At 49.4% G+C, this 25826-nt stretch carries 22 protein-coding genes, 1 tRNA gene and 1 pseudogene; 10 read left to right on the top strand and 14 right to left on the bottom strand.

The annotated features are described in order from the left end of the window. The first annotated feature begins 290 nt into the window (after window positions 1–290). The 9 genes and pseudogenes from Q0090_RS00120 to rsmD all read left to right on the top strand — a co-directional run bounded on the left by Q0090_RS00120 (window position 291) and on the right by rsmD (window position 7549). Window positions 291–848, top strand: a complete 558-nt coding sequence (locus Q0090_RS00120; RefSeq protein ID WP_297946145.1) for a glutathione peroxidase — start codon at window positions 291–293, stop codon at window positions 846–848. A 573-nt stretch (window positions 849–1421) separates the two neighbouring features. After that, window positions 1422–1496, top strand: a tRNA-Val gene (locus Q0090_RS00115). A 350-nt stretch (window positions 1497–1846) separates the two neighbouring features. Continuing rightward, window positions 1847–2416, top strand: a complete 570-nt coding sequence (locus Q0090_RS00110) for a 50S ribosomal protein L25/general stress protein Ctc (RefSeq protein ID WP_297946139.1) — start codon at window positions 1847–1849, stop codon at window positions 2414–2416. Between the two features lie 250 nt (window positions 2417–2666). Further along, window positions 2667–3221: pseudogene (gene pth, locus Q0090_RS00105) on the top strand (aminoacyl-tRNA hydrolase); the annotation flags it as partial. Between the two features lie 83 nt (window positions 3222–3304). Beyond that, a complete protein-coding gene (locus tag Q0090_RS00100; protein WP_297946136.1) occupies window positions 3305–3745 on the top strand; it encodes an RNA-binding S4 domain-containing protein in 441 nt (146 codons plus the stop codon). 50 nt (window positions 3746–3795) lie between these two features. Then, window positions 3796–5235 carry a cardiolipin synthase gene (gene cls / locus Q0090_RS00095; RefSeq protein WP_297946133.1) on the top strand — a complete coding sequence of 480 codons (1440 nt, stop codon included), beginning with the start codon at window positions 3796–3798 and terminating at the stop codon, window positions 5233–5235. A gap of 159 nt (window positions 5236–5394) precedes the next feature. Continuing rightward, window positions 5395–6036, top strand: a complete 642-nt coding sequence (locus tag Q0090_RS00090; protein ID WP_297946130.1) for a hypothetical protein — start codon at window positions 5395–5397, stop codon at window positions 6034–6036. Between the two features lie 89 nt (window positions 6037–6125). After that, window positions 6126–6968 (top strand): DUF3822 family protein, encoded by an 843-nt coding sequence (locus tag Q0090_RS00085; protein WP_297946127.1) that lies wholly within the window; start codon window positions 6126–6128, stop codon window positions 6966–6968. A gap of 26 nt (window positions 6969–6994) precedes the next feature. Beyond that, window positions 6995–7549, top strand: coding sequence for a 16S rRNA (guanine(966)-N(2))-methyltransferase RsmD (gene rsmD / locus Q0090_RS00080; RefSeq protein WP_297946125.1), 555 nt, complete (start codon window positions 6995–6997; stop codon window positions 7547–7549). A 234-nt stretch (window positions 7550–7783) separates the two neighbouring features. Here rsmD and Q0090_RS00075 read toward each other — a convergent pair whose 3' ends face one another. From Q0090_RS00075 to Q0090_RS00045, 7 genes are all read right to left on the bottom strand, one after another. Next, window positions 7784–8785: a 2-oxoacid:ferredoxin oxidoreductase subunit beta gene (locus tag Q0090_RS00075; RefSeq protein ID WP_297946121.1), complete on the bottom strand. Its 1002-nt coding sequence runs from the start codon at window positions 8783–8785 to the stop codon at window positions 7784–7786. Between the two features lie 30 nt (window positions 8786–8815). Continuing rightward, the gene (locus Q0090_RS00070; protein ID WP_297946118.1) at window positions 8816–10675 is read right to left on the bottom strand and encodes a 2-oxoacid:acceptor oxidoreductase subunit alpha; all 1860 of its coding nucleotides are present in this window, start codon (window positions 10673–10675) and stop codon (window positions 8816–8818) included. A gap of 146 nt (window positions 10676–10821) precedes the next feature. Continuing rightward, window positions 10822–11286, bottom strand: a complete 465-nt coding sequence (gene nrdG / locus Q0090_RS00065) for an anaerobic ribonucleoside-triphosphate reductase activating protein (protein ID WP_297946142.1) — start codon at window positions 11284–11286, stop codon at window positions 10822–10824. 130 nt (window positions 11287–11416) lie between these two features. Continuing rightward, entirely contained in the window at window positions 11417–13822 is a 2406-nt protein-coding gene (locus Q0090_RS00060; RefSeq protein WP_297946115.1) for an anaerobic ribonucleoside triphosphate reductase, read from the bottom strand. 355 nt (window positions 13823–14177) lie between these two features. After that, window positions 14178–14963 carry a TatD family hydrolase gene (locus Q0090_RS00055; protein WP_297946112.1) on the bottom strand — a complete coding sequence of 262 codons (786 nt, stop codon included), beginning with the start codon at window positions 14961–14963 and terminating at the stop codon, window positions 14178–14180. Then, window positions 14960–15949 (bottom strand): polyprenyl synthetase family protein, encoded by a 990-nt coding sequence (locus Q0090_RS00050; protein ID WP_297946109.1) that lies wholly within the window; start codon window positions 15947–15949, stop codon window positions 14960–14962. Before Q0090_RS00050 ends, Q0090_RS00055 begins: the two co-directional genes overlap by 4 nt. A 151-nt stretch (window positions 15950–16100) precedes the next feature. Further along, window positions 16101–16805 (bottom strand): energy transducer TonB, encoded by a 705-nt coding sequence (locus Q0090_RS00045; RefSeq protein WP_297946106.1) that lies wholly within the window; start codon window positions 16803–16805, stop codon window positions 16101–16103. 264 nt (window positions 16806–17069) lie between these two features. Between Q0090_RS00045 and Q0090_RS00040 the strand changes: the two genes are divergently transcribed. Continuing rightward, window positions 17070–17192 carry a hypothetical protein gene (locus Q0090_RS00040; protein ID WP_004332523.1) on the top strand — a complete coding sequence of 41 codons (123 nt, stop codon included), beginning with the start codon at window positions 17070–17072 and terminating at the stop codon, window positions 17190–17192. Between the two features lie 3 nt (window positions 17193–17195). Here Q0090_RS00040 and Q0090_RS00035 read toward each other — a convergent pair whose 3' ends face one another. From Q0090_RS00035 to Q0090_RS00005, 7 genes are all read right to left on the bottom strand, one after another. Beyond that, the gene (locus Q0090_RS00035) at window positions 17196–17780 is read right to left on the bottom strand and encodes an HD domain-containing protein (protein WP_297946099.1); all 585 of its coding nucleotides are present in this window, start codon (window positions 17778–17780) and stop codon (window positions 17196–17198) included. A gap of 181 nt (window positions 17781–17961) precedes the next feature. Then, complete coding sequence (gdhA, locus tag Q0090_RS00030) at window positions 17962–19299, bottom strand: NADP-specific glutamate dehydrogenase (RefSeq protein ID WP_297946096.1); 1338 nt, start codon at window positions 19297–19299, stop codon at window positions 17962–17964. A gap of 290 nt (window positions 19300–19589) precedes the next feature. Beyond that, complete coding sequence (locus Q0090_RS00025) at window positions 19590–20396, bottom strand: MBL fold metallo-hydrolase (RefSeq protein WP_297946093.1); 807 nt, start codon at window positions 20394–20396, stop codon at window positions 19590–19592. 30 nt (window positions 20397–20426) lie between these two features. Further along, window positions 20427–21488, bottom strand: coding sequence for a type I asparaginase (locus Q0090_RS00020; protein WP_297946090.1), 1062 nt, complete (start codon window positions 21486–21488; stop codon window positions 20427–20429). A gap of 52 nt (window positions 21489–21540) precedes the next feature. Next, window positions 21541–22155 carry a sugar O-acetyltransferase gene (locus Q0090_RS00015; RefSeq protein ID WP_297946088.1) on the bottom strand — a complete coding sequence of 205 codons (615 nt, stop codon included), beginning with the start codon at window positions 22153–22155 and terminating at the stop codon, window positions 21541–21543. Next, a complete protein-coding gene (gene ychF / locus Q0090_RS00010; protein ID WP_297946085.1) occupies window positions 22148–23251 on the bottom strand; it encodes a redox-regulated ATPase YchF in 1104 nt (367 codons plus the stop codon). Before ychF ends, Q0090_RS00015 begins: the two co-directional genes overlap by 8 nt. A gap of 491 nt (window positions 23252–23742) precedes the next feature. Next, a complete protein-coding gene (locus Q0090_RS00005; RefSeq protein WP_297946082.1) occupies window positions 23743–25464 on the bottom strand; it encodes a choice-of-anchor J domain-containing protein in 1722 nt (573 codons plus the stop codon). Window positions 25465–25826: the final 362 nt, after the last annotated feature.

Genomic DNA, 25826 nt, shown 5'->3' with positions numbered 1-25826 from the left:
ACTCAATTCTATCACTATATCTTTCCGCATTTCACTTTTTTGTAGTAACTTTGCAAAACAAATTGCCCAAAAGCGATTATACACAACTTTATTACTACCTTTATATCCAAGAAAACCTCCTTAACCAACAAAGAGATAGAGACTCTAAGAAGACAGATTCACAAACTAATAAAACAAAGACGAATCGAATGAAAACTCTGTTTTTAATGCTCCTCACGGCTTGTCTGGCTATGCCTATTTATGCTCAGACAACCCAGACCTGCCCCAACAAGGAAACGAAAGAAAGAAAAATGACAACGATCTATGACTTCAGCCTCACCGATGCCCAAGGCAACGAGGTCAGTCTTGCGAAATACAAGGGCAAGGTATTGCTCGTTGTCAACACGGCTACCGGATGTGGTTTTACCCCACAATACGAGGCGCTTGAGGAGATGTACCGCAATATGAGAGCCGAGGGGTTCGAGATTATCGACATCCCTTGCAACCAATTTGGGAATCAGGCGCCAGGCTCCGACGAGGAGATTGCCACATTCTGTCGTATAACCTTCGGCACCGAATTTCCACAATTCAAAAAGAGCGATGTGAACGGCGAAAGCGAACTCCCTCTCTACACTTGGCTTAAGAGCCAAAAGGGGTTTGAGGGCTTCGACAAAGAAAACAGCTTGAGTCCGAGACTTGAGAGCATGTTTGATAAAGCCGATCCCGACTGGCGTTCGAAGAGCGATATAAAATGGAATTTCACCAAATTCTTGATAGACCGCAATGGCAACGTCATTGCACGCATCGAACCCACTAAGGATATGGGTAAAGTAGCCGAGCTTGTAAAGCGAACTCTTGAAGCCAAATAAGCAAAGGCTATCTGAATACAAACAGCAAAATAGTCTGGCATAGGATTGGACACCCTTAGGTCTCTAAGGGTGTCTTTTTTTTGCTTATGCTGCACAGAAGAGAGTCCCCTCATAAAAGAGACACTCGATAGCAACCTCGCCTCCTCCACAATAGACCTTCTCCTCCGCAGGGACGCCCCCCCCCCGGATTAAGGGCTCCTATAAGACACTCCTAAAATCCATCTTATTTCCAACGACTTAGCACCTACGCCCAACCCTAGCACTCTATTTGCAAAAGGGAGTAGCCTGGGTTTCGTTTCCTTTCTGCCCAAGAATTCTAGAGTTGTAGGCCTAAAAAATTTTTGCTCCTGCCCACGAAACTTTTTTATTCTACCCTATTCCGAGAAAAGTGCAGGGCAAGGTTTTTCTTCCGTTTCACAAGGAGAGAACAAGAGAACACCCTTACGGAGAAAAATAAGTGAGGGTATTGCAGATTTCGAGAAAAGTATTACCTTTGCATCGCTGTTAGCAGCAGTGGCATTAGAGAGTGCCACTAAAACTCGCAAGAGTAATACCGACAAAAAAAAGAAAAGAGGGCTCATAGCTCAGCTGGTTTAGAGCATCTGTCTTACAAACAGAGGGTCATAGGTTCGAATCCTATTGGGCCCACGCATAGAGAGAATGGTGGCATGGTCTTGAATTTGAAAACAAGGCATCTCTGGCCACAACGAAGAGGAAGCCTCTATCTTTCCTAATAACCAAGGGAGGGCAGTGGCTTTTTTTGTAGTTAAGTGGTCGCATACTCACCATCCTGTTTTTGGTATTCTATCGCAGGACCGCTAGAGACAACATACGGACAGAGAGGCAAGCACTTCAGCCCTAGACTCCCCACATCGGGTGCCCAAGGCAAGAAAAGCCACCCCTCAGAGCTCCGTTGGTCTCATGGGTGTGATGGGAAATTAGGGACAGCTCTATTTTGAGCAACTAATTTTGAGTAACACAAAAAAAAGAAGAAGAGAATGAAGACATTCCAACTCAACGCCGACCTCCGCGAAGGTCTTGGCAAGAAGGCTACTAAGAGCCTCCGCAAGCAGGGCATCATCCCCGCAGTAATCTATGGTGGAGAAGCAACTCATCACCTCACCGTAACACAGGAAGCTGTACGCAACCTTATCTACACTCCAGAGATCTTCGACATCGATCTCTCTGTAGCTGGTAAGACTTGCAAGGCTGTACTCAAGGATATTCAGTTCCACCCCGTAACAGACGAAATCCTCCACATCGACTTCCTCGAAGTTAACAAAGACAAGGCTATCGAAATGGAAGTACCTGTTGTACTCGAAGGCCACGCTGCCGGGGTACGCGCCGGGGGTAAACTCGTGCTCGAAATGCGCAAACTTCGCGTTAAAGCCATCTACGATCAGATCCCCGAGAGACTTCACATCAATGTAGAAAACCTCGAACTTGGCAAGTCTATGCAGGTGGGTGCTCTCAGCTTCGAAGGGCTTGAGATCATGAACGCAAAGAACGCCGTTGTGTGTGCTGTTCGCCTCACTCGTGCTGCTCGTGGTGCTGCTGCCAAGAAGTAATTGAGCTAGAAAGCAACGGACCTTTTGGCGGGGACATTCCCCCAAAAAAAGTTTCGACAACCAACCCCTCACCTCTCTATATCAATGAGAGGTGGGGGATTTTTATTTTTACCCCCCGGGGAGAGGGCGACTCTTACAAACTCTCCCCCGATCGGCAACTGAGCCGATTGGGCTACTTTACAGTCCCTTTTTCTTTACCAAAGAGAGAGAGGATAATTCAAGGGGAATGGCTAACTTTGGGCCCAAGAATATGAAATATCTTATAGTAGGACTAGGCAATATAGGCGAAGAGTATTGGGGAACACGGCACAATATTGGCTTCCGCATGGCAAATGCAATAGCGGAAGAGATCGGTGCGACCTTTACCGAGCAACGCTATGGAGCCATTGCACGAGGGCGCATCAAAAGTGCAGAACTCGTTTTGCTCAAACCCTCCACTTACATGAACCTGAGCGGGGAGGCCGTACGCTATTGGCTCCAAAAAGAGAATCTCCCCACGGAGCAACTCCTCATCTTAGTAGATGACCTTGCTCTCGATTTTGGCACCCTCAGACTTAAGTCGAAAGGCAGCGATGCAGGCCACAATGGACTTAAAAACATTGCGCAGCTACTCGGCACGACAGAGTATGCTCGGTTGCGTTTTGGTTTGGGCAGTAGCTTCTCAAGAGGGCGCCAGATAGAGTTTGTACTCGGGCATTTCACGCCGGAAGAGGAGCAACACATGCCCCTTCTCACCAAAGAGACCGTGGCCATCGTGCGTGATTTTTGCCTCTCGGGCATAGACAGAGCCATGAATTGGCATAACAAAAAGTCCCTACTCCCTCCCCCCGAGGAGCCGAAACCCGACTCCCCCACCCCTCTACCTAACTACTAGGCCCCGGAGAAGAAATGGCCGGAGAAGTACGAATTGATAGTTTTTTGTGGGCAGTACGCATCTTCAAGAGCCGCTCTTTGGCTAGCGACGCCTGCAAGAAAGGTCGTGTCACCATCAACTCACAGAGCGTAAAGCCCTCACGGCTCGTGGTGACCGGCGATGTCATTGGCGTGCGCAAAGCCCCCGTGACCTATAGCTTTAAGGTACTACAAACGGCACGCAACCGCATGGGCGCCAAGCTCGTACCCGACTACATCCTCAACGTAACGCCACGAGAAGAACTCGAAGTGCTTGAGCTGCAACGCATCTCAGGATTCATTGATAGAGCCAAAGGGGAAGGGCGACCTACCAAAAAAGACCGACGCTCCCTCGATGAGTGGCAGGGGCTGAACGACAACTTTTTCGTGGGTGACGAAGACTTTTTCTCCGACGACTTCGACCTTGACAGCGAGTAGTATGCTCTAAAATTGGCCCATCCATTCCTAACGCAAGTAAGCCTCAAGCTATGTGGAACGAAGTTACCAGTATCATATTCTCAGCTATCTATCTGGTAGTTGCGTTGGGCATTGCCCTTGTGGTAATCAGTGAAAACAGAAATCCGATAAAGGCTATATCGTGGGTGATGGTGGTACTCTTGATGCCCGCCGTGGGCATCGTGCTCTACTATTTCTTCGGACAAGACCTCCGTCACACCCACACAATTCATCGTAAAGTCTACCGGAGGCTATCAAGCGTCCCCTACAGCTTCGAAGACTACGCCATCGTAAGCAAACCGATTGTGCGCGAGCCTCAATATCGCCCCGTGGAGCGACTCTGCGAGCGCCTGGGGGACAGCCCCGTACTTGCAGCGCAAGAGATCAAAATATTCACCACAGGGCACGACAAGTTTGAAGCCCTCTTTGCCGACATTCGGGCCGCCAAACAGCACATCCACCTTCAGTACTACGCCATCGAGAGCGACCGACTCGGCAATCAACTTGCCGACCTATTGATACAGAAGGTTCGCGAAGGCGTTATTGTACGCATCCTCTACGACGACGTAGGCTCTTGGACTTCTCGCCGCTCCTTTTGGAAGCGAATGCGAAAAGCCGGTGTGCAAGTCTACCCCTTTATGAAGGTGGTAATCCCCTACCTCTCCTCGCGTGTGAACTATCGCAATCACCGCAAGCTTGCCATAATAGACGGAGAAATAGGCTACATGGGAGGGATGAATATAGCCGACCGCTACTACTACGGCAACGAGATGGGCCCCTGGAGAGATACCCATTTCCGCCTGACGGGCGGGATCGTTGCGGAGCTTCAGACCGCCTTCCTCGTCGATTGGTTCCTCATCACACGGCGGGTAGTACACCTTAGAGACTACTTTCCCAAAAAACTCTCTTCGGGCGACGCTCCCTTTATCCCTATGCAATTTTTCTTGGGATCACCCATAGGGGCCTGGCGCAGCATCGAGCAAGCGATCAATTATCTCATCCTAAGGGCAACACGCCGCATCTGCATCGAAACACCCTATTTCCTCCCCACCCAAACGCTAAACGAGGCTCTCGCCATGGCCGCCCTGGGTGGCGTGGAGGTCAATCTACTCATTCCTCGCAAAGGGGATGTAGTTGCCTCTCATCTCGCCTCACTCTCCTACCTCGATGGACTCATGGAGGCGGGGGTGCACGTTTACTTCTACAAGACCGGATTTCTGCACTCCAAATTCCTCACCATAGACGGAGAGGTGGCGCTTGTAGGCTCTGCCAATATGGACTTTAGAAGCTTCGAACACAACTTCGAATGTGCAAGCATCATCTACGAAGCAGGCATTACCCAACAACTCGAGGAGATCTTTGCTCAAGACCTCAACAACAGCGAAGCGGTAGTCCCCCAGCGTTGGCGCAATCGTAAACGCTGGCGGAGATTCTGCGAATCGGTAATGCGACTTTTTTCGCCCCTCTTCTAGATTCTCTTGAAAAAAAATGGGATAAAAAACACTTTTCTACTCCAAAAAGCGTTGCAATTTGCAGGGTAGTTGTATATTTGCAGAGCGAATGTATCCTATCCTTAGCACATCGAGGGATAGAAAGCTACAGAGACGAATAATAATAAACAACTATACAGGATGAAGATTGTAAGGATTGTACTGATTGCCCTAGCAGTAATTGTAATGGGCTACCTTTGCGTGATGAGTATCGTAACTCCCGAAAACTTCAAAAAGGAACAGGCTCAGAGAGAAGCTGTAATTGAGAAGCGCCTCAAAGAGATCGCAACTTACGAGGTTGCCTACAAAGAGAACTATGGCAAGTTTGCCACAGCCGACGAATTGGTAGAGTTCCTCACCAATGGTAAGATCTTCTACATCAACGCAGAAGGGGACTATACCGACGAAATGCGCGAAAAGGGTATTACAGAAAAGCAAGCCGCAGCGCAAGGGCTCATCAAGCGCGACACTACCTACATGAGTGCACGCGACTCTCTCCTCAAGAACGGAGAAGACCCCCTTGAGCTCATCATGGTGCCCGGGTTCCCCAACCAACGCATCGAAATCGAGACCGCAACCATACAACAAGAAGTGGGCAACGATACGATCAACGTTTCTGTATTCCAAGCCCAAGTGCCCATGGAAGTGTACCTCGCCGGCATGGATAAGCACATTCTTGCTACAAAGATCTCCGATGCAAAGGCTCGTAACAACGGCACCGGCTACCCTGGTTTGCGCATCGGATCTCTCAAAGAAGTTAAGACTACAGGTAACTGGGAATAAGAGATTCTCTACGCTCTCCCCGGGGAATTCAGCATTCTTCCTAGAGAGGGACAACGAGACTCTAAGTTAGAAGGAGAGAGAAACGAAGCATGGCTCCATCTACGATAGAAGGGTTGCCTCTACTAGACGAGACCACTGCCGAACGTTATAACCTCTCCCTACGTCTTCACCCAGACGGTATAACTTATACTCTATCACTCGCTCAAGATCCCACAAAGGTATTGGGCAGTGATAGAGTTTTTTTTGTTCCTACAGACGCGGGTATTAGCTATACAGATCGCTTGAGCGACCTCATCTACGCCTATAGCTTTCTCCCCCTCCCCTATCATCACATACAGATAGCTTTTGATGCCTCCGCCTTTGTGTTGGTGCCCCCGGGCATCCCCGTGCGCGAAGACGAAGAGGCTTGGCTGTCCATCGCTGTACCCGTCCTTCACCACGAAGTTGGCTACACAGCCTCTTATCATCTGGGCACAGAGGCTCCAACGCTACTAGCCGCTTGGGAGCGTTCTACCTTTACGTTCCTACGCCGCACCTACCCTTACGCCGAAATCCTCCCCTACGTTGTACCCACCCTCCGCGAAGGACTCACAGCAAGCCGTAGCACGGAAAACGGGCGACTTATCTACCTCTTGGCCTCGCCCCTTACGCTCAATATTCTCGTATTCGAGCGGGGGAGCATCAAATTTGCCAATAGATTTGCACTCATTGCCACCGGAAGCCCCTCTAGCATTGCCGGAGAGATCCTCTACTACCTAGGGGCCGTATGGCAACAGATCGGGAGAGAAAAGGCGGCCGACGATGCCCTTCACCTCTTCCACTCCACCTCCCTAGAGATGGCACAAGAGCTTGGCGATGCACTATCCTCCCACCTCTCCACCCTCGGGTTCTCCCTCCAAAGCATCCAATGCTCTCCCCTATCTCTTGATTAGAGGCGAGTTCTATCTATACTTATCCTATGCGTATCATTAGTGGGAAATATGGGCATAGACGCTTTGACGTCCCCAAAGGATTCAAACTTCGCCCTACGACCGACCTCGCCAAAGAGGCCCTATTCAGCACAATCACATCCATGTTTTCCTACGAAGGGACACGCATACTCGACCTCTTTGCAGGCACCGGGAGCATCGGACTCGAGTTTGCATCTCGGGGAGCCGAATGGGTAGACATGGTGGAGAAACAACCCAAGCAAGTTGCGTTTATCCAGTCAGTAATTAAGACGCTGCAAGCCGAAGACGAAGCCGCTGTGCACGTGGGCAACGTTTTCAAATGGCTTACCCCTCAAACGGGCTCAGACACCATGCCCTACGATCTCATCTTTGCAGACCCCCCCTACGCCCTCGAAGGCCTTGTAAAGCTACCTCAACTCGTTTTCTCTTCGGGGCTGCTAGCGCCAGAGGGGCTCTTTATCCTGGAGCACCCCGAGACCTACGACTTTTCCAAAATGCCCTTCTTTGTAAAACACAAGAGGTATAGCGCGGTCAATTTCTCCATCTTCCAGAACCACCCCTAACCCCCTTTTTCTTTGAATAAAGAGACGTTTTCGCCTCTCTCATCAGGAATGGCAGAGCGGGATAAGGCACCTTATCCCTTGCCTCCTTGTGCTCGAAAAGAAGGCTCTCTCGGCAATCGGCCCCTCCCCTTAGCCCCATAATCAAAAACACCCTGCCTCCTCCCCTCGGGGAAGAAACAGAGTGTTTATTCTAGGCCAACACCCGCTAAGGATGCCGGGAGAAAGTAAGGGTCCTTACTTTACCTCCCAAATATCTTGTTGCAAGAAGAGCTCGCGAAGCTTGCGAGTTGGGTTCTTAGCTTGCACTTCTGCAATCTGAGCGTGTACAGCTTCGTCGTAAGTAGGAGCCTCTACATCGCGGATTACCCCCATAGCCATAGGCAAGTTCTCTCCATCCATCATAGCCAACATGGTATGAAGAGTTGAGTCTTGCTCATGAGCATCGTGGGTTAGGATATCGTTGATAGAGTAACCACCTTCGCCGATCTTTACAACCTTGAGTTTGAATCCATCGAGTACAAGACCCTTATCAAGATTCTGTCCAAAGATCATCTTTTTGCCGTGCTCAAGTATGATTGTCTTTTCTGCACGCACTTCCCTAGAAGAGAGGTATTTGTGCGCACCATCGTTGAAGATCACACAGTTCACAAGCACTTCTGTAACAGCAGCGCCCTTGTGACGAGCAGAAGCCTTGAGGCAGTCTACCAAAGTCTTTTGGTCTACGTCCAAACTACGAGCGAAGAAGCGACCACGAGCCCCCATTACCAATTCAGCGGGAACGAAGGGATCTTCTACCGTGCCATAAGGTGAGCTCTTAGAAACGAAACCACGGGGAGACGTAGGAGAGTATTGCCCCTTAGTCAAACCATAGATGCGGTTGTTGAAGAGTACAACATTAAGGTCGATATTACGACGTATTGCATGAATAAAGTGGTTACCCCCGATAGCCAAGCTATCGCCATCGCCTGATGCGAGCCAAACGCTAAGGTCGGGACGAGCAGTCTTGAGACCTGTAGCAATCGCAGCACCACGACCATGAATAGTGTGGAACCCATATGTATTCATATAGTAGGGGAGACGAGAAGAACAACCAATCCCCGAGATCACAGCCGTTTGGTGCGGAGCAATACCAAGCTCAGCCATTGCCTTTTGGAGGGCAAGAACGACACCATGGTCTCCACAACCAGGGCACCAACGAACGTACTGATCGCTCTTAAAATCTTGTGCAGTATACATAACTGGAGTATTCTGATCTTGTGCCATCTCTTATGCCTCCATCATTTTAGAAAATTCTTCTACCAAGCGACCTACGTTGAAAGGTTGCCCCTTAATACGATTGAGCTGCAAAGGAGTAAAGTCTGCAATCTTGCCTCTCAGATACATGGCAAGCTGTCCGCTATTTTGCTCTGCTATCACTACCTTCTTGTACTTGAGGAGTACTTCTGTTGTATTGATAGGTAGCGGGCTAATGAAGGTAAAGTGAGCATGAGCTACCTTCTTGCCTTCCTTGCGCATCTTATCCATAGCCTCGTGTAGGTGACCGTAAGTACCACCCCAACCTACGATTAGGAGGTCTGCGTCATCTACATCTCCCTCTACTTCGAGAGGAGGAATTACCTTGGCAATATTATCGATCTTAGCCTGACGGTTGTTCACCATGAGTTGGTGGTTGTCAGGATTGGTGCTGATGGCACCTGTCTTATTGTCCTTTTCGAGACCACCCAAACGGTGTTGATAGCCTTCTTGACCAGGTACAGCCCAATAGCGAACCAACGTTTCGAGATCGCGACGATAGGGTTTCCAAGGCTCATCGCTCTTGTAATTAGCAATGTAATTAGGCTTGATCTCGGGGAACTTTTCGTATTCGGGGATGCGCCAAGCTTGTGAACCGTTGGCCACATATGCGTCGGTAAGAAGCACTACGGGGGTCATGTGCTCAAGAGCAATCTTCGATGCCCAGTAAGCCTGATTGAAGCAATCCCCAGACGAAGTAGCCGAAACCACTACAAGAGGAGACTCCCCGTTGCGGCCGTAGAGAGCCTGCAAGAGGTCGGTTTGCTCGCTCTTGGTAGGCAAACCGGTAGAGGGACCACCACGCTGAACGTCTACAACAACGAGAGGAAGCTCAGCCATTACAGCAAGACCCAAAGCCTCACTCTTGAGAGCAAGACCGGGACCGGATGTTGTGGTAACAGCAAGACTACCACCAAAAGAAGCCCCGATAGAAGTACAGATACCGGCAATTTCGTCTTCTGCCTGTACGGTTACTACACCGAGAGCCTTGTGCTTAGAAAGCTCATGAAGGATGTCAGTAGCAGGAGTAATAGGGTAGCTACCGAGGAAGAGTTGGAGACCGGAGCGTTCGGCAGCAGCCATAAGACCGTAAGCCGTAGCCTTGTTCCCACTCATATCCATATAGAGACCCGGTTCTTGCTTTTGCCCTTCAATATGGAAGGGAGTACCTGCAGATGCGTGTGTGTTTGCACCATAGTTGTACCCATCGTTGAGAGCCTTGATATTGGCCTGACGGATGAGTTCTTTCTTAGCAAACTTCTTATTGATATAGTCTACAGCGTGCTCAAGAGTGCGGTCGAATAGCCAGCAAACCAGCCCGAGCGCAAACATGTTCTTACAGCGGAGAGCGCTCTTATTGTCTAGCTGAAGCTCTTTGAGAGACTCTTTCACCATAGACGAGATAGAGGCAGCCACCACACGATCAGGATTAAGACCAAGCTCCTTGATAGGATCCATAGTCTTGAATTCAGCCTTCTCAAGGTCCTTTTCGCCGAATGAATCTGTATCAATAATGATAAGAGAATCCTTGCGAATATGCCCTAGATTTACCTTAAGGGCCGCAGGATTCATTGCAACGAGTACATCGGCAAAGTCACCCGGGGTGTATACCGGATTGGTACCAATGTGAACTTGGAAGCCCGACACACCCCCAAGCGTACCTTGGGGCGCTCTGATTTCGGCTGGATAGTCGGGAAATGTAGCAATCGAGTTGCCATAGACAGCCGAGAGGTCCGAAAAGATGGTCCCGGTAAGCTGCATACCATCCCCAGAGTCACCTGAGAAGCGGATCACAACTTCCTCAAGACGTCTTACATCTTTGGATTCCTTCATGATTGAATTAGTTTAAACTTAGAGTGGTTTGAGTATTGTATTATATCACTGCTCACCCAAGGGGGAGCCTATATTCTCTCTACTTTTTATCTTCCGTCTCTTATTCTGCGCACAAAGATAGCTCCTTTCTGACAATTAATAGGTATCTAACGGCTACGAAGATCTATAATCCGCTGATTACTACTCCCCCTGAAGGGAAGAGAGGGATCCCGCAGCTCTCGAACGAACCTCCCATCTATCAAGGTGGTAAGATACTTTAGAATGGGCGCTCTCCTTTCGTCGGCAAGCAACTCTTCATAGGTATATCCCGTGTAGCAAAGTATAGGTAAGGAGCACTCTTGGGAGAGGCGTTGTACCAACTTAAGTAGTTCTTCTGGGTAAAAGAAAGGGTCTCCTCCCGAGAGGGTTATACCATCTAGAAGGGGATTTGCATTGATCTCATCAATAATTCCTCGCAGCACCTCCTCACTCAACTCAATACCCCCCAAAGGGTTATGACTCTCGGGATTGTGACACCCAGGGCAATGGTGGCCACATCCTGCCAAGTAGATGGCATAGCGTAGACCAGGGCCGTCGGTAATCGTTTCCTTGTATCTATTTAACAAGTGCAACATCCCTATCTTGTAAGCTTGAAGGCTGCATATGAAGTGCGCCACCTTGGCCCGTAGCAGATCCCTCTATGGGATGGAAGGCTAGAGCGAAGGTAGCGCGATGGTCAATTAAAGTAAGGTAGCCTTATTCTTAGCAATGCTTCACGCGGTCATGTTCCTCAGCTTGCTTGGCACTATTCCAGCACTCCAGACTACCGGTCAAGTAGCCTGTAATACGGCGGAGACGAGCGATTTGATCGCTACTACAAACGGGGCACTTATCAAAAATCACCCCCTTATATCCGCAGCGGCGACACGTATCCACGGGGTGATTGATAGAGCCGTAGCCAATACCCTCATCGTGCATTAGCTTGACGATCTTTAGGAGAACGGCAGGATTCTTCTTAGCCTCTCCATCCAACTCCACATAGGTAATATGCCCACCACCGGTGATGGCGTGGAAAGGAGCTTCGAGGTGAATCTTCTCGGCAATGGTCACCTCTTCGCGCACATCCACATGGAATGAATTAACGTAGTAATCAAGGTCATTCACACCCGGAATAATGCCATAGCGTTTACGGTCGAGGCGGGTAAATCGCCCGGACAAACCCTCAGCGGGTGTTGCCAGTACGGAGTAGTTAAGCTCATACTTACGCTTGTACTCTCTAACGACATCGTTCATCACTTCTATAGCATCATACAGAGTTTGCCATGCCTCTTGATTGTGAGCATGCCCCTCGCCATAGATAGCCACCATGGCATTGTGCCCACCGATAAAGCCGATACCCAAGGTGCCGGTTGCAATTACGTCGCCTACTTCATCGTTGCTTTCGAGTTTTTTGCCACCCTTCCACACATCATTACCCATCATGAAGGGGAACTGACGTGCCAAGGCGGTACGCTGGTAAGAGTAACGCTCATAGAGCTGTTCGGCTACCAATTCGGACATGTCGCGCACCCGATCGAGGAAGCGGCGGCGAGCCTCTCTGCGCACCGTCTTCTTATCTCCATCCGGATAGCGCTCTTCGGCTTCGCGACGTGCTTCGATGGCAAGGCGGGGCATATTGATCGAGGTGAACGAGAGATTGCCTCGGCCTACGGAGCTTTTCTCGCCGCGCACGTTCTCAAACACACGGGTACGGCAGCCCATAGTTGCAAGCTCGTAGAGGTAGCGTTTGGGGTCGTCCGCCTTCCAAAGATCATTTTTATTGAAGGCTGTATCGAGGAAAACGAAGTTGGGGAAAAGGGCTTTTGCCGTGGTATAGCAGCTCTCTAAGAGGAGGTCGAAGTTGGGTGTGGAAAAGGGAATTTTACCGGCAAGAGCAGCATCGAAATCGGCACTTGCCTTCTCAAAATCCTCTTCCGAGTAGTTTATACCATCTTTCACCTTAAAGATCTGGATCGGGAAGATGGGCACTTCGCCATGCCCGAGCCCTTCCATCGTGGCTTGGAGCAACTCTCGAATGACCATACGCCCCTCATCGCTCGTATCAGTACCATAGTTAATCGAACTGAAAACCACCTGATTACCCCCACGAGAGTGCATGGTATTTAGGTTATGGATAAAGCCCTCCATAGCTTGATGTGTATCCTTGCGGGTCTGTCGATACGACTCTCCAAGGGTCACCTCTACAAAGGGAAGATCCACCCCCGGCATCAGGTCTTTCAGACCCTCATAGAGGCGCTCTGCCTCAGACTTATCGTCACAAAGACGCGGATGGATCTCACGGATGCGATCGGCAATCGCCTTCTCATCTACCACGGTACTCTCATCGCCCGACTTGAGACGGATGGAGAGCGCAAATGTAGCCACTAGGCGCTTAACGAAAGTTTTGCGCACACCCGGAGCCATAAAGAAGTCGAAAGCCGGAATGGCCTGCCCTCCATGTTGCTCATTTTGATTAGTTTGGAAGACAATCGTAGCCAACGTGGCGTAGCTCTGGATACTCTGTGGAGTACGTACACTCCCGTTCTTGGTAAAGAAACCTCGCTCGTAGAGATCCTCAAGGTCGTACTGTACGCAAGTGGTTGTCTTGGTAGGATAATAGTCGAGGTCGTGAATATGGATATCGCCTACTTCATGGGCACGAGAGTAAATATTAGAAACAAGATATTTGCGCGCATAGTCTTTGGTTACCTCGGAGGCAAACGTCATCATCTGCCCGGAAGGGGTATATGCACTCATATTGGCATTGCTCAGGTTGGTATCGTTCTTCTCAATCTTAACAATACCATCCATGGTGTGCTTCAGACGAGTACGCTTATCACGCTCCACGGTGCGCCACTCTCGATAGATAATATACTTCTTGGCGATAAAGGGGTCGGCAGCCATAAGAGCCTGCTCTACCATATCTTGTATATCCTCTACGGCAAGAGCACCCTCCTTATGAGCACGTGCTACGCTCCCTATACGCGCTACAATCACATCTATACTCGAAGGATCGGGACGAACCCCACCTGCCCGATAAGCTTTGTAAATCGCAGAGCGAATCTTTTCGGCTTCAAACAACTGACGACTACCGTCACGCTTTAATATGTAGAGTTCTTCCTGTTCCATAACGCTTCGAGTTTAGTTTTCTTATTTCTAATATCCCTTGTGCTGATTGCTTGCACATCCTATACCGGGCGATTTTAATGCAAGGAGCTCTCCTCCCTTTCTCTCTGGCGAGACTTCTCACCATCCTCTTGACAAGGTCCGAGTCCTAGCGCAACCAATAATGGCCAACTTGCTAAGAATCAAGAAGAGACACACTTTTATCTTAAACCTTGCAAAGGCAAAAGTAACTATTTCAAGTGGATAAAATGATCTTTTGCATGGTGGGTTTTCCACAATCAAGAAAGCCTCTAAGAGAGAACGACTTATGACCTCTCTCCGGAAAACTCGCCAATAAAAAAAGGAGAATTGGCTGATTTTAGAAATTTTCTAGGGCAAAAAGTTGGCGAGAATTAGCTGAAATTGCCTCCTCTAACTGGGCAGGAAATAATCCAAAGGCACGTGCCACTTCTGCAAGGGTCTCCGGCAAGAAAGAGGGCTCGTTGCGTTTACCCCGATGAGGTACCGGAGCGAGATAGGGAGCATCGGTCTCCAAAAGGAGCCGATCAAGTGGGATGCGAGCGATATACTCTCGCAGTGTGGACTTCTTGAAGGTGACTACGCCATTGATTCCGATCATAAAGGAGGGAGAGAAAGCGATCAGCTCCTCCAACTCCTCCTCACTCCCCGTAAAACTATGGAAGACCCCTCGGAGACGAGCTTCTCCACAGTAGGCGGACAATAAATCCAACATCTCTCGGTGGGCACTCCGTGTGTGCAAGATAAGAGGGAGATCCTCTTCGATGGCCCACTCCACCTGGATACGAAGCGCATCTTCCTGCTCCCGAACGAAGGTTCGATCCCAATAGAAATCGAGCCCCACCTCCCCAATGGCCACCACCTTTGAGCGATAGTTGCGTACAGCCTCGTGTATCACCTCCAACTGAGAGGGGAAGTCCTCCCCTACGGAGGTAGGGTGCAAGCCAATGGCAATAGAGGTGTTGTGGGGAAAATCCTCGTGGGTTTTGAGGAGACGAGGCAGGGACTCTACATCAATATTAGGGAGAATAAGATGCTCCACACCTGCGCCGCAGGCACGCTCCAGCACCTCCCGACGATCTTCGTCAAACTCCGGCTCAAAGATATGAGTGTGCGAATCAATCATAGGTCGCGCATCGCCATCTTCTGAATAAGATCAACCAAACGCTGCGAAGCCTCCGGATAAGAATTACTCATTCTTGACAAGAGATCCAAAGCCCAATCGGACTGCTCCTGGATCTCCTTTCGGATAAGTTCGGGGATCCCATACGCGTCGTAGAAAGCCCGCACAGCACGGTATTTTTCCTCTCGCTGCTCTTTGGGGATGGCAAGAGCTGCCTTCAGTTGCTCCCACTCGCCCCTCTCACGAGCGATTTCTTGCGCCTTTATCAGTAGCCAAGTCTGCTTATTCTCAGCAATGTCTCCTCCTATCGGCTTGCCAAATGTCGCTTCATCTCCATATACATCGAGGTAATCGTCTCTTAATTGGAACGCCATACCTGCATTGATCCCAGCGCGAATCAAATAGGAACGATCACGCATACCTGTATCGGCAATATACGCCCCAATCTCTAGAGCCGCCGAGAGTAATACGGCTGTTTTCTTGCGAATCATTCGCTCATACTCCGCAAGTGTTACATCCGAACGCGTCTCAAAGTCCATATCCATCTGCTGCCCCACCATTATATCCTGCGACATGCGATTGAAGACTCCCATAATCGAGGGCTGAAGAGCGAGAGGATACTCTTGGATGAGTTTGTAGGCAAGAGAGAGCATGGCATCCCCCGTTAGGATAGCTTGAGCAATACCAAACTGTGCAGGCACAGAGGGGCGGTTGCGACGCATCTCTGAGTGATCCATCACATCATCGTGCAAGAGCGTGAAGTTATGATAGATCTCAAGCGCCAACGCTGCCTTGATAAAATCCGTACGATCTTTGCCATACATATCTGCCACCATCAGCACCAGAAGGGGGCGCAATCGCTTACCTCCTCCCTCAAAAGCATATGCCATGGGGGCGTAGAGAGGCTCGGAGATTTGTGTGCGGCAGTGCGCGACCAAAGCCTGTAGCTCGGACTCTATATAGTTGAGATTGTCTTGAATTGTGGTCATAATTGGGGTGGAACAAAAAAAGTCCCCTGCAAACTCCCCGATCACGGGAAACTTGCGGGGGACAACTATGTGACTAAATTTCTAAGAGAAGGAACTTCGCTGTGCCACAACAATTGGCAACAAGTTATCCTATTCCCCCTCTACACTCAAATTACTGGAGCTTGAACTGGATAGGAAGCGTATACTTCACACGTACGGGCTTACCCCCCTGCTTACCGGGTTGCCACTTATCCATTTTGTTGATAACGCGGAGGGCTTCCTTATCAAGAGATGCGTCTACCCCACGTACCACAACAGCCTTCGAGATAGAACCATCTTTCTCTACAACAAATTGGACAATCACCTTACCCTGTATGTTGTTTTCTGCAGCAATTTCTGGATATTGAAGGGTGCGAGCAATCCACTTGAGGAGAGCTTCTTGGCTACCACCGGGAGGTACAGGATTGCTTTCTACGAATTCGAAGATTTGCTCTTCCTGCTCCACTTCCTGAGGGGGAGCTTGCGTAATAACGGGTGCGGGAGGGAGGGGCTTCTTTTCGTCCACGGATACGAGGGCAATCTTAGCTACCTCCTTGCTATTATCCACAACCTTAAACTCTTCCGGCAGGGCAACCTCTACGGTTTCTACCGGAGTTTCTTCGGGCGGAGTCTCAGGCTCCTGCTGTTGGTCTGGGATGAACATTACATCCTCCATGTCGGCAATATTGACCTTATCGGTACCATCATCGCCCATAGCATCTAGAGAGTGCCACTCAAGAGCGACGAACACTACAGAGAGGGCCAATACCAAACCCATCAAGAAAGAAAGGCTCTTCCCTTTCTCCAAGTTTGCCTTTGGCGATTTCTTTACTTCCATACTATAATCGTATTACTAATTGCGATACTCTGTTGCTTGCCCGACAAAAATACGAAGATTTTTCTATCCGCACATACTTTTGCCCCTCAAGAGCCTATTTTTTTATTTCCGGATCCCCCAACTCTCTAGACTGCGAAGCAAAAAGAGGAGACAATAAATAGATGGTACAACTCGTTTTAGGACTAAAAGATCCTCCCCCCTAAAAAGCCTGGAGAGAGGACTTGGAATACAGATTAGAAGCCCTATAAGAAAGGAAATTTGCCTATGGACTACGACTACCTCTTAGTAGATAAAATCAAAGAGGACCTTGGCGCCTCTCCCACCCAAAGCCTAAAACATCGTACCATAGTAGCATTACTCAAGTGGTATGCTCGCCTGCCCCGATAACACTTAGGCAGGATCTCCAAACATTTGATGCATAGCCTCAAGGCGTGCAATAGCCCCGGCCACAAGTCGGGGTGCTCTTTTTTGCCAAAAAGACTCCATCTTCGTACGCACCTCCTCGTAGCTCTTCTGGCGATCTAGGTGCGTCTTTGAGTAAAAGCAATCTGCATAGCAAACCAACTTCTCCTCTAGGGTCTCGGGGAGGTAACTTCGCCCGGCAGGCAAAGGCAAACGGAGGGCAATACGCTCCTCTTCGCTTACTCCGGAGCCCGTATGACGCTCACACACTCGGGCATGCGCTTCTAACCCCCAATCCCTTCTCAATAGACACGCTCCCAAATAACCATGGCGGATGTAAGGCTCTCTCCCATAGCAAGAGATAGACGTTGCATCGGTATAAATAATGCCGATATCATGCAACATTGCCGCCTGATAGAGCAGCTCCCGATCAATGCTTGCATCCGAATAACGATCTGCCAACGCCAGAGCTAGGCGGGCAACGCATTCGCTATGCTCCACCAAAATACGATGAGCCGTCGTTCCGGGGCAGTAATAATGAGCAATAATCTGATAGGGGTCTAGTTCAGTCATAGGGAGAAACGAAGGGAAAAACAATCTATAATAAAAAGAACTCCCCCTCATCTGCCTCTTATACGTACTCTCTCTCTGAGAGAGAATAAGAGGAGACGAGAGGGAAGCTATTCTTTTACATCTGCACGTTAAGAGCGACTAGTCTCTTCCGGTGCAAATAGTAGGTAGGCAGGTCTACTTATTAGCAAACGCCCTGACCAACCATTGCCTTAGCCACCTTCATGAAGCCGGCAATGTTTGCGCCCTTAACGTAGTTGATATAGTTACCTTCGCGACCATACTCAACACATTGTGTGTGGATGTCTTGCATGATCTGGTGGAGCCACTTATCAACTTCCTCGTTGCTCCAAGAGAGGTGAGCTGCGTTCTGAGTCATTTCGAGACCAGAGCAAGATACACCACCGGCATTTACAGCCTTACCGGGAGCGAAGATTACCTTCTTTTCTACATAGTATTCGCTAGCTTCTGCGGTACAACCCATGTTAGAAGTTTCAGCAACGAGCGTTACGCCGTTAGCAACAAGTGTCTTTGCATCTTCTTCGTTCATTTCGTTTTGTGTAGCGCAAGGCATTGCGAAGTCTACCTTTTGAACCCAAGGCTTCTTACCAGCGAAGAACTGTGCATTGGGGAACTTCTTTACGTAGTCGGCAACAACGTCGTTACCGCTAGCACGAAGGTCGAGCATGCATTGGAACTTTTCTTCCGTATTGATACCATCGGGGTCGTAAACATAACCGTCAGGACCAGAGATAGTAACAACCTTGATACCAAGCTCAGTAGCCTTACGAGCTACACCCCAAGATACGTTACCGAACCCAGAGATAGCAAGTGTCTTGCCCTTATAGTCGATACCGTTTTCCTTACACATGTTTTGTACAAAGTAAACAGCACCATAACCTGTAGACTCAGGGCGAAGACGTGAACCACCGAATTCGAAGCCCTTACCGGTCATCGTACCTGTGTGCTCACGAGCGAGTTTCTTATACATACCAAACATGTAACCAACTTCGCGACCACCTACACCGATGTCACCAGCGGGGATGTCGGTATCGGGGCCAATGTTGCGCCACAATTCGGTCATGAAGCTTTGGCAGAAACGCATGATTTCAGCGTCGGTACGCCCCTTGGGAGAGAAGTCAGAACCTCCCTTACCACCACCCATAGGAAGTGTAGTAAGAGCGTTTTTGAATGTCTGCTCAAAACCGAGGAACTTCAAGATAGAGAGGTTCACGGTGTGATGGAAACGGAGACCACCCTTGTACGGGCCAATTGCGTTATTGAATTGTACGCGGTAACCGATGTTTACATGTACCTTACCAGCGTCGTCTGTCCAGGGCACACGGAACGTGAAAATACGGTCTGGCTCAACGATACGTTCGATGATGCCATACTTTTCGAATTCGGGATGTTGATTGTACACATCCTCGATAGAGAGGAGAACCTCTTTAACAGCTTGGAGGAATTCTTTTTCGCCCGGGTGCTTAGCCTCCAATTGGGCGAGAATCTCATTTGTCTTCATAGCAAACAAAATAATAATGAAGTTTCTGCCGACAAAGATAGGCATATTATCCACACAAAGCAACTCAGAAATAGGAGAAAAATCAATCCGAATCGTTTTTCGACAACGCACTAAGAGGAGCCTCAACAACCACAAAGCGCACTCGAAGAGGAGAAAGAAAACGCCGGGACACAAAAAGCACAAATAAAACACCAAATAGACACCATTGCGCCATCAAACCCAGCACATAGAGATGTGAAAAATCTCTCAAAAGAGAGAAGAAAAGGATGAAAGAGAAGCCCCTTTTTTCCTTAATCGGCAAGAGTGTATAGAGCACTCGGGGTAGAGCGCTTAAGTGGCTCCAAAACGAAATGGGAAGGAGGGATGATTCCACGGCGGAACAACACTTCTTCAAAAGTCTTGCGACAAAGCTCGGGATGGTTATTCTCTCGGCTCAAGTGGCACAACCAAACGCGCTCCAAGTCGGCATGGTAAATGTTGCACAAAAACTCGGCACTCTCAAGGTTGCTGAGGTGCCCATTCCCGCCGGCTACACGCTCTTTGAGATATTGTGGATAGCGCCCCCGCCAGAGCATCTCGGGGTCGTAGTTGGCCTCCAGGATCAAGTGGCGAGCCTGGGATGCATAGTAATGCACCTCCGGAGTTATATGCCCCACATCGGTAGCCAACGTCAGAGAGAAATTGCCTCTACGAAAGTAATAACCCACATTGGCTACACTATCGTGCGGCACCTCAAAAGGCACGATTTCAAACCCGGCCAAACAAAAAGCCTCGCCTACCTCCACAGTGGGACGAGGCAAGCCTTCCATCTTTTTATAGTAACGCAGGGAGTCTATCGCCTGCTGAATGCGCCCCGTTGTATAAACAGGGAGGTGATACTGCAGGGCCAAGGCACTAAGGCCTTTTATGTGATCAGCATGCTCGTGGGTGACCAAAACACCCATGATATGCCCCTCTATAGGGATCCCCTGAAAGTCCAAAGCCCGAGCAATGGTGCGAGTAGGGATACCGGCATCTATGAGCAAGCCCCCCTCTCCCGAGGAGAGGTAGTAACAGTTGCCACTGCTACCACTGGCAAGACTCATAAACTGCACCATCCGCAAGAATCCTTAGGGCCGGCTGAAGTCCTAGTTTTGAGTGAGTTCGCCACAGATCGAGATCTGCATTTCTTCCCCCACCTCTTGAGGAGCAAGTCCCTTACCCAAGAGGTACATTAGCTTGGTAATGGCACTCTCTGTGGTCATATCAAAGCCCGAAACAACCCCTACTTGCCCAAGGCGAATCCCCGTATCGTAGCGACCCATTTCTACCTTTCCGGACTCACACTGCGTAACGTTTACGATTACAATCCCTCGCCTTACGGCATCAGCCAATGCCTCAATAAACCAGTCGTCTGTGGGGGCATTACCGCTACCATAGGTCTCTAGCACTACGCCTCGCAAGGTGGGGATGGAGAGCACCGCCTGCACTACCTCCGGCGTAATACCGGGGAATATCTTGAGCACACATACATGAGGGTCGATATTGGTAGTTACTTCTAGCTTATCCTTTTCGCCCTCGGGGGCTCGATAGATATGCTTCTCGTTGTAGCGGATATGAATACCCGCATATGCCAGATGAGGATAATTATTACTGGCAAATGCCTCAAACTGATCGGCACTACACTTGATCGTTCGATTCGCTCTAAGGAGATACTTGTCAAAGAAAATAGAGACTTCGGGTACCATAGCACGCCCATTAGCCTGACGTTCTGCGGCGATTTGTAAAGCTGTTATTAAATTTTCCTTACCATCGGTACGAAGCCGCCCTACAGGCAATTGACTTCCGGTGAATACGACCGGCTTGGCAAGGTCTCCGAGCATAAAACTCAATGCCGAAGCCGTATATGCCATAGTGTCAGTACCATGCAGTACCACAAAGCCATCGTACTTATCGTAATTCTCTCCAATAGTACGAGCCAAACGAATCCACAAGTCCACCGTAATAGCAGCAGAGTCAATGGGAGGATCGAATTGAATGGAGGAGATTTCGAACCCTAAGCGCTGTAACTCAGGGATATGATCTTGCAGATATGTAAAGTTAAATGCGCGAAGTGCCCCTGTGGCGGGGTCTTCGATCATTCCAATGGTGCCACCCGTATATATGAGTAAGACCCGAGGAGTGGTAGCAGTAGGTGCGACTTTTTCCATCAGATAGTATTGTGAACAAGTATAACGCTTGCAAAGGTAATGTAAAATAGCACTACTCCTCCCCTATTCTCCGAAGAATCTGCGCAGGGCATCCTACAACGATCGTACGGGGTGGAACGCTATGCACCACCACACTACCTGCAGCCACTATGCTACCCTTGCCGATCGTCACCCCCGAAAGGATGGAGGCACCGGCCCCAATCCACACATCATCTTCTACCACGATGGGAGCAGCATATTCCCCACCCTTGGCCCGCTCCTCCGGATCTATGGGGTGCTGCGGAGTGTAAAAACCCACCCGGGGCGCAATAAGCACCCTATTGCCAATCGTGATGGTAGCAGAGTCTAAAAAGACAACGTCGGTATTAATAAATGTACCTTCTCCGATGGAGACATGGATACCATAATCCACAAAAATAGGCGAGATGAGACGGCTCCCCTTGCCAATGTGGGCGAAAAGCTCTTGCGCAATCTCTGCGTGCTCGCTTTCGTTCTCGGGGATGAGGGGTAACTGATTATACCTATGACACAGAGCCCGAGCCCGATAGTAGGCATCCCGAAGCCAGGGGTCTTGGGAGGCAGAAAAAAGCTGCCCATCCAAGGCTCGCTGCTCGGCTTCGCTCTGAGCGATACCGAATTGGTGATAAGCGTCTCTCCCCTCAGACATTGAAGCGGAAGTGCATTATATCCCCATCTTGCACCACATATTCCTTTCCTTCCACACTCATCTTGCCGGCCTCTTTTACGGCAGCTTCGCTACCCAAGGCAATGTAATCGTCATACTTAATCACCTCGGCTCGGATAAAACCTTTCTCAAAATCGGTATGAATAATGCCGGCACATTGTGGAGCTTTGCTCCCCTTTACGAAGGTCCAAGCTCGTGTTTCGTCGGCACCGGAAGTGAAGTAGGTCTCCAAGTTCAGAAGGGCGTAAGCAGCTCGGATAAGACGATTCACACCGCTCTCTTCCAAGCCTATTTCTTCCAAAAACATTTGTCTTTCTTCGTAGGTCTCCAGCTCGGCGATCTCGCTTTCGATCTTGGCTGCCACGATAAGAATACCGGCACCCTCACTGGCAACAGCCTCGCGCACCTGCTCTACATAGGCATTGCCATTCACGGCCGAGGCTTCGTCTACATTACAAACGTAGAGCACGGGCTTTGCCGTTAGGAGGAAGAGATCGTGCGCCGCCTCTTGCTCCTCTTTCTTCTCGAAGTGCACAGTGCGAGCATTTAAGCCCTTCTCTAGTGCCTCTTTGTAGGCTTGCAGTACCGAAACCACCAGTGCTGCTTGCTTATCGCCACCGGTCTTTGCCTGCTTCTCAAGCTTGGCCAAACGGCTCTCCACCGTCTCCAAATCCTTGAGCTGCAACTCGGTATCGATAATCTCCTTATCTCTTAGGGGGTTTACCGAGCCATCTACGTGGGTAATATTATCGTCGTCAAAACAACGCAACACATGCAGGATAGCATCTGTCTCTCGGATATTCCCTAAGAACTTATTCCCCAGACCTTCGCCTTTGCTTGCTCCTTTTACGAGCCCGGCAATATCCACAATCTCCACCGTGGCTGGGATCAAACGCTTGGGATGATCGATCTCGGCGAGGGCGTTGAGCCGCTCATCGGGCACTGTGATAACGCCCACATTCGGTTCTATTGTACAGAATGGGAAGTTGGCAGATTGTGCCTTGGCATTAGAAAGACAATTGAAAAGGGTAGACTTACCGACGTTGGGCAGCCCAACGATTCCGCATTGTAGTGACATTCGTTATTGTATTAATCGCACTCTTATTTGGTTACAAAGGTACTGCCATTCCGCCAAATACCCAAAGCACCACCGCTCCACAATCTCTTCTCTACAAAAGAAGCCGAAAGCAAGAGTCCAAACCCTACGAGTTCAGGACCTTGTCCGAAATTCGAATAGCCCCCTACGGACATAAAAGAGGGTATTTTTTCGTGCCATGGAGACGAAGGACTTTCTTGCCTGAGAGGAGAAAATTTGCTGCCTAAAAAGCAAAAAAGTTCTGCCCGAGATTTTTCTCCGTTTTGGGCAAAATCCACAAAAGAATTAGGCAGAATATTGGCAACTTTTAGGCCTGCTATTTGGGGAGATATAGCCAATAACTTTTGCCCTCTCTTGACAAAAAAAGAGCCTAGGGAGCGACTTTGTTCCCTAAGCTCTTCTATTTTTGTCCCCTCCCCTCTTCCTCCTCAAGCGTTTATACCTTTGCTCTGGAGAGAGAGGGGTGGGAACAATTATCGGCGGATCACCAATTTAGCAAGATTGCCATTGGCAGATTTTACGATGTAAACCCCATCCGCAAGTACAGAGGTATCAAGCTTTTCTCCCTCTCTAAGAGCACCCTCTAACTGGAGCACCCCGGCCATATCGAATACCGAAATAGCGAGAGGATAAGTGGCTTGTGAAGCTACTACGGCCACCTCGTTTTGGGCAGGGTTAGGGTAGAGCGAAAGCCCTTGAGCCACGCCTTGCACCTCAATAGCCGATTGTACGGCACGCAATACAGCCACGATCTCAAGGTCGTCATCCCCCATCTCCACCTCCATAGCCGTGGCAATATCCTTGCCATTAGCTTGTAGCGATACTAGTTCATATTTACTTGCATCAAAATTGAGATCGAGTGGAACGGTAGCCCCCTTGAGCACAGCTTCGAGTTGCACTTGTGTATAGCCTTTAGCAATAAGAGTACCTACACCCTCTACTTTTAGGGTTACTTTATGGGAGCCTCCCTCAGCAATTTCGGGCTCGATTTGGGCCGACGTTACAGCATATCCCTCTGCATCGTAGATACCCATAGCCAGATTGTCATCGGCGGAAAGTTTTCCTTGCGTTACCTGAGCATCGGAGGGCTGAGTTACCTTGCATTGACGCAAAGAGAGCTCTTGCAACGAAGCTATGGAGGCACTGAGCCCCGTAGCGTACACGTCGGCTCCTACCAACACTAGCTTTTCGCCTCTATTGCCATAGGCACCCAAAATACCTGCAACAGACCCATCTGCAGATACTTTAGCTCCACGGATGGTTAGTTTTGCCTCTTCGTCTAACCCAATAGCCGCGTTGCCAAAGGTAGACAGCGAGAGTTCGCCTTCGCCGGCTAGGGTGAGCGAAGAACGCTTATCCACAAAGAGGGCAGAGCCATCCTGTAGATTAATCGAGTTTTCCCCCTCAAGTTGGATGTAAAGTTCGCCGTTGGAAACTTCAATACCGCCCTTATCTAGAGTTGCATTGTTGAGGGTCAGAGTCTTATTGATCGCCTCGTAACGCACGGTTCCATCGCCTAATACATCCGCATTGTCTTGGGTAGAAGCGATCTCCACGCCATTCACCTTGAGGCGAGACTCGGGGATGGGCTGTACCTTGGTCGTTACCTTTACGTCATCGAGCATCAGCAGGAATTGTCCTTCGCAATCGTAGTGGCGAAAGGCGATATAACGGCACTCTTTGGGGATTTTCACCGTGCGTTGCATCCACTCAGAGGCGGTGCTGCGCAGGTGAGTTTGGGCCTTTACATCAATGGTCTCTTGGTACAGCGTCTGAGTAAAACTCTCTATTTTATTGTTTGTAGTAGAAGCAAACACGCCAAAATGCTCCGCCCCGTGCTCTATGTCTCGCACGGCAATCCAGAAGGTGAGCTCCCCCTCGGCTCGTAGCCCCAATGAGGGAAGAATCACCCAGTTATCAGGCTTGATGGATTCATTGGTCTCAGGATTCTGCGAAAGGGAAAAGAGGATCTTGCTACCGCTGTGTGCCTTGGCATCCTCGGAATACATTTCCCCAAGATTCCACTGCAATTTATCCCCATCCTTGTCTACAAATAGCCAGTTAGCAGGCTTGTAGTCGCTTTCAAAATTTTCGTCTACAACCACAAAAGGCTCTTGAGCTTGCGCTAGCGATACATAGGCAAAAGCGGAAGCACAAAGGACGAATGACTTTACGAGTTTAGAAATACTGCTCATTGATTTTTTCTCTTTATTACGTAAAAAATATGGCGACAAAGGTAATAGATAAAATGGTGACTGAGGGGGATTTATACTCTAATATATCCATCATTTGCAAGGGGGTGAGTTCGCTCAAGGCGTCCCCTAGGTTGCTACGGGTTTAGCAAGGCGATACAGATAGGTCTCCTCCCTCCTTATATAGCCGGTCCCATGTTACTACAGATTTCGGGAAGCGGACGGGGAGAGGATTCCTCCTAGAGTCTATGGCATTCTTAAATCTTGTTCTAAAGGTCCGAGCGAGTCTCCAACCCATTCAGAGGGAATAGGTGAAATCCTTTTCGGAATAGGCCTAAAGTTCGAAGGATTTTGGGCAAGATTCT

This window comes from uncultured Porphyromonas sp., from assembly GCF_938023125.1.
Classification (GTDB): domain Bacteria; phylum Bacteroidota; class Bacteroidia; order Bacteroidales; family Porphyromonadaceae; genus Porphyromonas.
The sequence above is the reverse complement of the archived record's forward strand: the minus strand, read 5'-3'. Positions and strand labels throughout refer to the sequence as shown.